At 63.8% G+C, this 10,086-nt stretch carries 10 protein-coding genes and 1 tRNA gene; 7 read left to right on the forward strand and 4 right to left on the reverse strand.

Annotation, left to right across the window (positions count from 1 at the left end):
* Positions 1 to 370 (forward strand): cell wall protein (locus OXG30_03120; GenBank protein ID MCY4133891.1); only part of this gene is annotated, 370 nt, incomplete at its 5' end.
* Between the two features lie 1,150 nt (positions 371 to 1,520).
* Complete coding sequence (locus OXG30_03125; protein MCY4133892.1) at positions 1,521 to 1,745, forward strand: hypothetical protein; 225 nt, start codon at positions 1,521 to 1,523, stop codon at positions 1,743 to 1,745.
* Positions 1,746 to 1,788: 43 nt separating this feature from the next.
* Here OXG30_03125 and mtnA read toward each other — a convergent pair whose 3' ends face one another.
* Positions 1,789 to 2,808 (reverse strand): S-methyl-5-thioribose-1-phosphate isomerase, encoded by a 1,020-nt coding sequence (gene mtnA, locus OXG30_03130; GenBank protein ID MCY4133893.1) that lies wholly within the window; start codon positions 2,806 to 2,808, stop codon positions 1,789 to 1,791.
* A gap of 175 nt (positions 2,809 to 2,983) precedes the next feature.
* On the opposite strand from mtnA, the gene OXG30_03135 reads away from it, so the two are divergent.
* The 4 genes from OXG30_03135 (at position 2,984) to OXG30_03150 (ending at position 7,347) form a co-directional block, all read left to right on the forward strand.
* On the forward strand, positions 2,984 to 4,948 hold the full coding sequence (locus tag OXG30_03135) for a bifunctional aldolase/short-chain dehydrogenase (GenBank protein MCY4133894.1): 1,965 nt from the start codon (positions 2,984 to 2,986) through the stop codon (positions 4,946 to 4,948).
* A 34-nt stretch (positions 4,949 to 4,982) separates the two neighbouring features.
* Complete coding sequence (locus tag OXG30_03140; protein MCY4133895.1) at positions 4,983 to 5,684, forward strand: GntR family transcriptional regulator; 702 nt, start codon at positions 4,983 to 4,985, stop codon at positions 5,682 to 5,684.
* A 158-nt stretch (positions 5,685 to 5,842) separates the two neighbouring features.
* Positions 5,843 to 6,460: a TetR family transcriptional regulator gene (locus OXG30_03145; GenBank protein MCY4133896.1), complete on the forward strand. Its 618-nt coding sequence runs from the start codon at positions 5,843 to 5,845 to the stop codon at positions 6,458 to 6,460.
* Complete coding sequence (locus OXG30_03150; protein ID MCY4133897.1) at positions 6,457 to 7,347, forward strand: TIGR03620 family F420-dependent LLM class oxidoreductase; 891 nt, start codon at positions 6,457 to 6,459, stop codon at positions 7,345 to 7,347. Before OXG30_03145 ends, OXG30_03150 begins: the two co-directional genes overlap by 4 nt.
* Positions 7,348 to 7,441: 94 nt before the next feature.
* On the opposite strand, the gene OXG30_03155 is transcribed toward OXG30_03150, so the two are convergent.
* Positions 7,442 to 8,623: an aminotransferase class V-fold PLP-dependent enzyme gene (locus tag OXG30_03155; protein ID MCY4133898.1), complete on the reverse strand. Its 1,182-nt coding sequence runs from the start codon at positions 8,621 to 8,623 to the stop codon at positions 7,442 to 7,444.
* A gap of 120 nt (positions 8,624 to 8,743) precedes the next feature.
* Here OXG30_03155 and OXG30_03160 point away from each other — a divergent pair, with 120 nt between their 5' ends.
* Complete coding sequence (locus OXG30_03160) at positions 8,744 to 9,541, forward strand: hypothetical protein (GenBank protein MCY4133899.1); 798 nt, start codon at positions 8,744 to 8,746, stop codon at positions 9,539 to 9,541.
* A gap of 5 nt (positions 9,542 to 9,546) precedes the next feature.
* Here OXG30_03160 and OXG30_03165 read toward each other — a convergent pair whose 3' ends face one another.
* Together OXG30_03165 and OXG30_03170 are read right to left on the reverse strand one after the other, a co-directional pair.
* Complete coding sequence (locus OXG30_03165; GenBank protein MCY4133900.1) at positions 9,547 to 9,777, reverse strand: hypothetical protein; 231 nt, start codon at positions 9,775 to 9,777, stop codon at positions 9,547 to 9,549.
* 237 nt (positions 9,778 to 10,014) lie between these two features.
* Positions 10,015 to 10,086 (reverse strand) — tRNA-Met (locus tag OXG30_03170).

The raw sequence follows: 10,086 nt of genomic DNA on the forward strand, positions 1-10,086 counted from the left end.
CGGGACTCCCGGTCAACTCCAGCGGAACAGGATGCGGACCCAAGCCCACCCCGACTCCGACGCCGAAACCCACACCGAGGCCCACGGCCGAACCGACGCCGAAACCCACACCGACTCCGACGCCGACTCCGACGCCGAAACCCACACCGAGGCCCACGGCCGAACCGACGCCGAAACCCACACCGACTCCGACGCCGACTCCGACGCCGAAACCCACACCGAGGCCCACGGCCGAACCGACGCCGAAACCCACACCGACTCCGACGCCGACTCCGACGCCGAAACCCACACCGAGGCCCACGGCCGAACCGACGCCGAAACCCACACCGACTCCGACGCCGACTCCGACGCCGAGACCCACACCGAATGAGCCAGAGTGTAGGGAATGGCAACGCAGCAAAACTACGATTGTGGGAGGCAAAAGAGTGACTGTCTGCGAAGCCCTCCCCTGCCCACACGGAACCTATGCCCCGCCGCTGCCCGATATGTACCTTGCATATACCAGCGACGGGAACAGGCTCTTCACACAAGCGCAACTGGTCAAGGAAATCGAACGGGGACGGGAATACTCCGGCCATTGGTTGGCATGGCAAAAGATGCTTGATGGCCCCGATTGCTACACACCGGTGAAGCCCCCCGAACAGACCGGCCCTGGTCCATGCGCTTATGTCGAGGCGCCGGTAACGGGTACCGGTAGTGGTGCTCTTACGCTCACTTCCTATGGGCTTCACTTGGCCGGGAGGCTCGCGGCGGCATCAGCCACCGGTACCGGTGGCGTGGTGCTCGCTGCAATAACGGTTGCCTGCGGGGTTGACGATGTAATCGACCTCGTGAAGAGAGCTGCTGGTTGGATCGGTGACAAGCTCGGCATCGGCGATTCCACCGACACCGACGGCGATTCCGACTCCGGTTCCGGTTCCGGCGACTCCACCCCTGCCCCCACGCCGACGGCGACGCCTGCGCCGACTCCCACCGCCACGCCCGATCCGACGCCTTCGCCTACCCCGCACCCTGTTTGCGGGGTTGTCCCTGGGAACGATGTGCTCGACAGGACGCCTCACCACAGCTCGCGGTGCGGCCCGACGCGGAGGGCGGAGGCTGCAAACAGTAGCGAGTGTACCGCCGTTGGGAAATGGCATGGCCGGATGCTGTACATCTGCGTTCGCGGCTGGTGGGACCGGAGGTAGCCGCCAGAACCCGCCCAGCGCGCCCAGGATCGCCCGTGTGCGGTTCTGGGCGTCGGGTGGTAGTTACCCCTGAAACCCCTACAGCCCCCCTGGTCCTTGTGGGCTGCGGCTTGGTTGCGATGGGTTCCGACGGGATCGGGTGCAGCGAGTCTTTTCAAGGTCCGGCCACCGGGGGTCGGTAGGCCCACAACCACTAATAACGGTGTTCATCACCGTTATCACTTTTCGCACCCCATCTGAATCCCAGTTCAGGTGGGGTGCTTCCTTTCACTGCAAAGTTTTCGCAGGTCAGACGGCACAAGTGGAAACAACGAGGAACAGGCAGGGTCTACGTTGGAAGGTGCCATCAACCGAGGCGAGCTGATTCACGCCGACAGTGCCGAGGAAGTGGAGATCAGAGCCCACACCTTGTATGCCACTGCCCTACTCACCGACGCCATCAATCAGATTCGCCCACCCTCGCAGTCGCTAGTGGTCCCTCAGGTGGACTTCCGGCTCTGGAAGGCGTACCACGCCACCTTCTGGCCCCACCACCTAACCCGCACCATCATGTACTGACCAACAAAGCGAGGTGACCGCAAAGCGCCGTCACCTCGGCGGCTCAGGACCCCAGCTCGCCAGTCAGTGTCTCTCCTCCGGAAATGTCCACCACTCGACGCTCGGTGACGATGGCCGTGATGAGCTCGGCTCGAGTGACGTCGAACGCAGGATTGATCACTTGAGTCTCAGGCGGAGCCGTACCCTCAAGCGGGTAGGAGACAACTTCGCGGGCACCTCGATCCTCGATCGGGATTGAGGCGCCCGAGGTTGTTTCGAGGTCGATGGTCGATTCTGGAGCCACCACCACAAACGGAACGCCAGCATCGGCGGCGGCGAGCGCAAGGCCGAACGTACCTATCTTGTTGGCGGTGTCTGCGTTCGCGGCGATCCGGTCAGCGCCGGTCAAGACAACGTCGACAAGGCCGCTGGCCAGCACCGATGCAGCCGCGCTGTCAACGATGAGCCGGTGCGGAGCGTCCATCTGGGCGAGCTCCCAGGCCGTCAGCCGGGCGCCTTGCAGCAGTGGTCGGGTCTCCAGCGCGACAACCTCCTCCAATAGGCCTCGCTTGTGGAGCTCCTCGGCGACCGCGAGCGCCGTACCGCCTTCCACGGCGGCGAGCGCTCCTGTGTTGCAGATTGTCATCACCGTCAGCGGCCGGCCATCCACAAACTGCGCCGCGAGATCGGCGCCTCGCCTTGCCATACCGCGAGATGCCGCGATCTCTTCATCCCGGACCTCAAAGGCTGCATTGAGCACCGCGTCGAAGCCCTGGGGAGCGAATTCGGCAACACGGCGGACCATACGCGAGAGGTTCACTGCTGTAGGGCGAGCGTTCTCTAGGTCGTTGAGCAAGGCCTCCAGCTGCGCGGGATCACCTGCCGACTCGCGGTGGGCGAGCGCAACGCCGAAACCACCGACGACCCCCAGCGCGGGAGCCCCCCGAACGGAGAGCCGTTCAATGGCCGCCACCACGTCGGCGACTGTGATGAGGCGAAGTACTTCAACCGCGCCAGGAAGCAAGGTCTGGTCGATGACCTCCACCGCGTCTTCAACCCAATCCACAGTACGATTCAAGACCAATTACCCCTATTTGTCTGACAACTATGGCCAAGGTACTCGCACAGCCACGGATATCTCAACCCCGATGTTCGGTTGCTCATGGGCTGAGCAGCCTCGCACCCGATGTTGACATCACATCAGGCGAACGCCTAATTTGTCTGACAAGTAGGCATTGTTGGTCGGTCGCGAGGGCCTCATGGAAAACAGATGGACGTCGACGAGCGCTGACGGCGAACACGACGACGACCTCGATGCATGCGTCCATGGGTCTCAGCTGCTGGGCAGCGACCCAGCTCTCGTTTTGCATGGTGGCGGGAACACGTCGGTCAAACGGCCGTTCCACGACCTCACAGGTCAGGACATTGACGCGCTCTACGTGAAGGGCTCGGGTTGGGATCTGGCCACGATCGAGCGAGCGGGCTTCGCCCCGCTCCGACACGCTCGCCTCCTCGAGCTGCTTGCCCTCGACTCGCTAAGCGACGTGGACATGATGCGAGAGCTCTCGGCCGCCTGCCTGGACCCTGCGGCACCCGCCCCATCGGTTGAGACGCTCCTCCATGCCCTGATTCCCCACAAGGCGGTGCAACACAGCCACGCCGACGTGATCGTCACCCTCACCAACACGGCCGAAGGGGAGACCATAGTCAGTGACGTCTACGGACCGGACGTGCTCATCATCCCCTACGTCATGCCGGGCTTCGACCTCGCAAAGGTCGTGTCGCAGATGTGGGACGACGACCGCTACTCCGGGATGGTCCTCCTCAACCATGGTCTGTTCACCTTTGCCGACACGACGAGAGGGGCCTACGAGCGACATGTAGAGCTCATCTCCCGCGCTGAAGCATGGCTCGACGAACATGCGCCGATGGTGGCGCCGACATCCGAACCGCCTCCTCCGTGCAGCTGCCTTCGCCTCGCCGAACTTCGCCGGCAGCTCTCAGAGGTCGCCGGAAAGCCGCTCATCGTGGGCCGACACTGGACGCCGCAAGTCGCCCGCTTCGTGGCTCGACTTGACCTTAACAGCCTTGCCAACCGGGGTCCATTGACCCCGGACCATGTGTTGAGAACGAAGCGAACAGCGTTGGTCGGCACCGACATCGACGCCTACGCAGAGGCCTACAAGGGCTACTTCGGCGACAACGCAGACCGCTCCGAGGAACAACTCAAGATGCTGGACCCCGCGCCCCGGGTCCTAGTCGACCCTGAAGTCGGCCTTCTCGGCATTGGCGACACCGCCAAGGCATCGGCCATCTCGGCTGAGATCTACGCCCACACCATGCCCGTGCTCGAACGGGCCGAAGACCACCTCGGCGGCTACGTCGCACTCCCGCCCGAAGACATCTTCGACGTCGAGTACTGGTCGCTCGAGCAAGCCAAGCTCGCCCTCGACGGTCCGAAGGCCCGATTCACCGGCTGCGCCGCCATCGTCACCGGGGCCGCATCGGGAATTGGCCGGGCTTGTGCCGATGCCCTCCTCTCACAAGGCTGCGCCGTGACCGGTTTCGACTCCTCACCAGCAATCGAGTGCGCCTTCGAAGGACCGAACTGGCTCGGGCGCGAGGTCGACGTCACCGACGCAGACGCCCAGCGAAACGCCATCGACGACGCAGTTGAACGGTTCGGCGGGGTCGACATCGTCGTTGCTGCGGCAGGCATCTTCGGCCCGTCAGCGCCAATTCAACACCTCGATTTCGCCGACTGGCGATCAGTCCAAGCCGTGAACGTCGACGCGATCGCGCAGCTGCTCTCGTCGACTCACGACCTCTTGGCGCTCTCGCCCATCGGTGGTCGGGTCGTCATAATCGGATCAAAGAACGTACCTGCCCCCGGGCCCGGCGCAGCCGCCTACTCCGCGTCCAAGTCGGCCGTGACACAACTGGCGCGGGTCGCGGCGATCGAGTGGGCCGAAGAGGGCATCCGCGTGAACGTCGTCCACCCTGACGCCGTGTTCGACACCGGGCTTTGGGACGATGAGACCCTCGAGGCGAGGGCAGCGCAGCATGGATTGACCGTCGAGGAGTACAAGTCCCGCAATCTGCTCGGTTCAACGGTGAGCTCGAAGTCGGTTGCTGCTGTCGTCGCCGAGCTTTGCAGCGACACGTTCGCGGCAACAACCGGCGCACAGATCCCAATCGACGGCGGCAACATCCGAGTCGTGTGACTGCCGGGCGACAACCACGTCATAGAGGATCGCGATGACCCAATCGGACCGCATAGCACGGGACCTGCGGGAGCGCGTCGAAAGCGACGAGTGGCCAACCGGTAGACGCCTGCCGGGTGAGCATCAACTGGCCACCCACTACGGGGTGTCCCGAAGCACGGTTCGCACGGCTCTTCAGGACCTGGAGAGCCGCGGACTAACGGTGACACGGCATGGTTCCGGCACCGTCGTCGTCGCGACCGGGCATGACCACCAGGCCGACATCCGTCGTCTCGAATCTATGACCGAGACGATTCGTCGACGCGGTCTCGAACCTGGCATGCGCTTTCGGAGCATTGCGATCAGAACCATTTCCAAAGAGGAAGCCGAGGAGCTACAGCTCAGCCCGTCGGCGGAGGTGGTGGAGATCGAGAGGGCTTTGACCGCCGATGCCGAAGTCGTGGCCTTCTCGTACGACGTCATCCCGGTAGCCCACCTTGGCGGTGCACCGGACCCATCTGAAATCACTGGGTCCGTCTTCGCGTTGCTCGGTCGACATGGTCATCATGTCGCCGTCGCAACTACCGAGCTCCACGCCGCTCACGGCGATGACATTGGCTGGGGAGAAAGGCCAGAGGATCCCTCCTATCTCGTGCTGGTGCAGAACCACCTGGACGGCGAGGGGCGGCCGGTGTTCTTGTCGTCCACCTACTTCATCGAAGGCCGCTTCCCGTTCGGCCTCGTCCGCCACCGCTGAGGGTGCCGTGCGTATAGCGAGTTTCGATTTCATGGCCCTCCAGGACAAAGCCATTCGACTCCATCTTGCCCTCTAAAATGTCATGATTTGCCATTTGTCATAAGCTGACATAATTTGTCGACATGGGGACCGGTCCCAGATGCATCAAGCGACCCGAAGTGGGTCTTCGCGAGTACAAGCGTGACCGAACTCGGCGAGAACTGAGGGAGACGGCGGTACGGCTGTTCGCCCAAAACGGCTACCACGAGACAACCGTTGACGACATCGCCATTGCGGTCGGCGTCTCCCCTCGAACCTTTTACCGCTATTTCCCAAACAAAGAGGAGGTGTTGTTCGACGCGTCAACTGATGTGAGGGCAAGAGTGGCCGAGGTGCTCAGCGATATCGATCCCGCGACTTCACTGGCCGACGCCATTGCCGAGGCGGTAGTCGAAGTTGCGGCTACCTATGACGGCAATGCCGAGCTATTCCAACAGCTTGCCAGGATCATGGGAGCCTCTCCTGAGCTTCGCTCTGCCGGGCTAGAGGACCTTCACCGCTGGGAAGCCGTCTACGTGCCGATAGTCGGCCGCCACTTGAAGGGAGATCCAGAAACCGACGCCACCATTGGCGTCCTCGCCGGTGCCATAGTTTCGGCCCAGCGCATCGCCCACGATCGCTGGATGGCAAGCGACCAACGACAGAGTATGGCCTCGCATCTCAAGGAGTCCCTTGCCGTCTTGGAGCCGCTCTTCGTGGCCATCGAATCTGCTTCTCGCACAAGGAGGGCGCCGTGACTTCCATAACGCTCCCGACCGGCATCGGGATTGGCTTTCGCTTCGATCACTTGACGGTCAAAGAGACACAGGAGATTGCCAGACACAGTGAGGAACTCGGTTACAGCGCAATCTGGCTGACCGATTCCTTCGGACGAGACCCGCTCATCCACGCCGGGCAACTGCTCAGTGCCACCTGTTCGCTCACGGTGGGAACGGCAGTCCTCAACATCCATTTGCGAACACCCGAATCAGTAGGCGGAACTGCCAATACGCTTGCCGACCAATCCGACGGTCGCTTCCTGCTCGGAATCGGCATGTCGCACCCCGAGTTGATCGAAGATGCCCTCAAGCGGACATACGCTTCACCGGTCGAGACCGTCACCCAATACCTTGAGGCCATCCGCGCGACCCTCTGGCTGGGCCCCGAAATCTCGGAAGCGCCGCCCGTCGTGCTCGGTGCGCTCGGACCCAAGATGCTGGCAGCAGCAGGTGCGCACTTCGCCGGCGCCATCCCAGTTCAGATTCCGCCCAAACTCGTTAGCCGGGCCCGAGACATCATCGGCCCCCAAGCCTGGCTCGGCGTCAAGCAGTACGCCTGCCTAACCAAGGATCATGCAGCAGGTCTACAAGCCGCCCGTGCTCGCTTGGCCGGCTCACTTGGGATGCGCAATTATCGGCGGCTCTTCGTCTCTGCCGGGTTCACCGACGACGACCTCGCCAATGGGGGCAGCGACGAGTTGTGCGAATCCATCGTGTCTGTCGGTTCGCCCGACGCAATCGCTCAGCGAGCAAGCGAGCATTTTGAGGCGGGCGCCAACCACGTGGTCATCGAGCCGATCAAAGTCGAAAACCCCCACCTCATTGATGAGGAGGCATTCGCGCCAATCGCCGCGGCCACCCGCTGATTTTGCTGACGGTCCCATGAGGTCAATGGGTCTTGGCTGTTGATGGCGACCTGGGTCCTGCTGTCGGTCTTGTGGCTCGCCTTTCCTAGTTGAGTTAGGTGCCGAGCTCGGTGAGGAGGGCATCGGCGAGGCGCTGGTAGTGCCATTCCTCGTTGTAGAGGTGGGCGGAGATGCGGAGCAGGCGCTCGGGGGGTTCGGGCCAGGTGAAAACCGGAACCTGGATGTTGTGGTTGTCGGCCAGCGCGGCCATGAGCGGGTCGAAGATCTCCGAACCGGAGTTGTCGGCGGGCGGGACAGGCACCGAGGCGATCGAGCCGATCATTTCCTCGGGTGCCGGCGGATCGATACCCAGGGCGTCGAGCAGGATCTTGCGGCCCATCAAACACAGCGCTCGGGTAGCGGCTCGGACTCCGGGCCAGCCGTCGGGATGCATTGCCGCCACCGTGTCGAGGGCGATGGGGACGGTGAGCCAGGCGCTTGGGTCCTGTGTTCCCGTCCAGTCGAACTGGGCGTGGAAACGGCTGTCGCTGGATGGCCAGGCGTCGTTGTAGCCGTGGCTGATCACCGAGGGGTACATGCCCTCTCGGCGGTCCTCTCGCACCCACAGGAATGCCGCGCCCTTGGCGGCACACATCCACTTGTGGCAATTGGCCGTCACATAAGAGGCCCCCAGCGCAGAGACGTCGAAGTCCAGCATGCCGGGGCCATGGGCGGCGTCCACCAGCAGTGCCACCTCGGGCTCAAGGGCGGCGGCGAGTTCGGCCACCGGCATCACCAGCCCCGTCGCGGAGGTCACCGAGTCGATCATCACGACCCGGGTGCGTTCGGTGACGGCCTTGAGCACAGCGTCAACCACCTGCTGAGAAGAGTCCAGCGGAAACGGCACCTGCGCCGTGACAATGCGGGCGTTTGCCCGTTCGGCCGAGACCAGCGCCGCGTTCACGCAGGCGTTGTACTCGTGGTCGGCCACCAGGATCTCGTCGCCCGGGGCCAGGCTGGGCTCAAGCGATCGAAAGACGGCGTTAACCCCGGTGGTGGCGTTGTTCACGAACACCAGTCCCGCCTCATCAGCCCTTACGAAATCGGCCACCACCCTGCGGGCGGCGTCCAGCTCATGCTGGTATTCGCCGCCCACGAAGTACTTGGTGGGGTTGGCCTCAAAGCGCTGGCGAATCCGCTCCTGTGCTTCCAAGACCGGAGCCGGCGTCGCCCCGAACGACCCGTGGTTCAGATGCAGCACTCCGTCTTCGAGCAACCACGGACCCACAGAAGACACCGCAGAACCCTACAACGGCCTTCTCCCCGCCTTTTGCGACATTTGAGAGGCTGTCAGCCTCCGCCACGGACGCGGGCCCAGCCTCGCTCCTATCATTCGGCAGCGACAGGAGGCGACGACATGTCTGATTCGACCCTGGCAATTGGCAGCCAGATCCATCTCGGCCACTCGATGATCACCTTCATCGAACCGCACCGCGGCGAAGGACTGCACGAGTACAACCGCTGGTACGAGCACGACCATGCCTACGCCGCCATGACCGCCGCTCCCGGCTGCTTCGCCTACCGGCGCTACGTGGCCACGAGGCGGCTCAAGGACCTGCGCTTCCCCGCCGATGGCGTGGTGGCCGATCCGGTGGACAACGGCTCGTTCATCGCCCTCTATTGGATGGAGCAGGGGCGCGACGCCGACACCTTCGCCTACTCCTTTGCGGTCGGCCCTGACCTGTTCGCTACTGGGCGCATGAACCCCAACCGCGACCACATCAGCACCGCCGCCTACGACCTGGCCGGCTCGGCGGGCCGGGGACCGGCCCCGATTCCGCCCGAGATCGCCCTCGACCATCCCTATGCGGGCATGGTGGTGGCCTGGATCCGAGGTGAAGACACCGACTCGGTGCTGGCTTCTGCGGCTGCCCTACGGGCCGAGCGCGATCCCGAACTGTTGGCCGAGGACAGCCCCATCGGCCAGATCATCGACTTCGTCCAGGTCAGTAAAGAAGGCGGTCTGCCGCCCCTCACCGGCGAGCACCCCGAAGTCCTCCGCCTCTACTTCTGCGACCAAGACCCCGAAGACTGCTGGGACGCCTTCGCCACCCTCGCCGACGACGTCGCCGCCCAAGGCGCCCGCCTCGAACTCCTAGCCCCCTTCATCCCCACAATCCCCGGCACCACCCAATACCTCGACGAACTCTGGTAGCGGACTTAGTACGGGCCCGGTGCCATGAGGCCGGCCCAAAACGTCATCATGTCTTCGACGAATACTGGGGCGAGGTCGGGGGTTCCGGCGATGTGGGCGCCGCGGACTCCGAAGCTGGCTTTGGCGGCGTAGAGGAAGCCGTCGAGGTCGACTAGGGCCGGGTCGGGCACATCCGAGGTGGGGAGGATGAAGGCGCCGTCGTCGGCGATGTAGACGGTGGGTGCATTGGGGGCCACGGCCGCATCGGGTACGTGCTCCAGGGGGTGGTGCGGTCGAAGCTGTGGTGGGCGTTCGGCACGATTCGCACGGAGGTGTCGCCGCCTGCCACCCGGATGGCGTGGATGTGGGCTTGCACCTGAGTGGGAGAGCACCAGTCGCCGAGATCGCCGATGATGGAGCGAACCCGGGTGCTACCTACGGCGGGATTGAGGAACTGGTGGCCGCACCAGGGATACGCGGCGTACACCCCTTAGTGGCGGGGGCGGGATTTGAACCCGCGACCTTCGGGTTATGAGCCCGACGAGCTACCAGACTGCTCCACCCCG

The sequence above is a fragment of the bacterium genome, assembly GCA_026708015.1.
Taxonomy (GTDB): domain Bacteria; phylum Actinomycetota; class Acidimicrobiia; order Acidimicrobiales; family Bin134; genus Poriferisocius.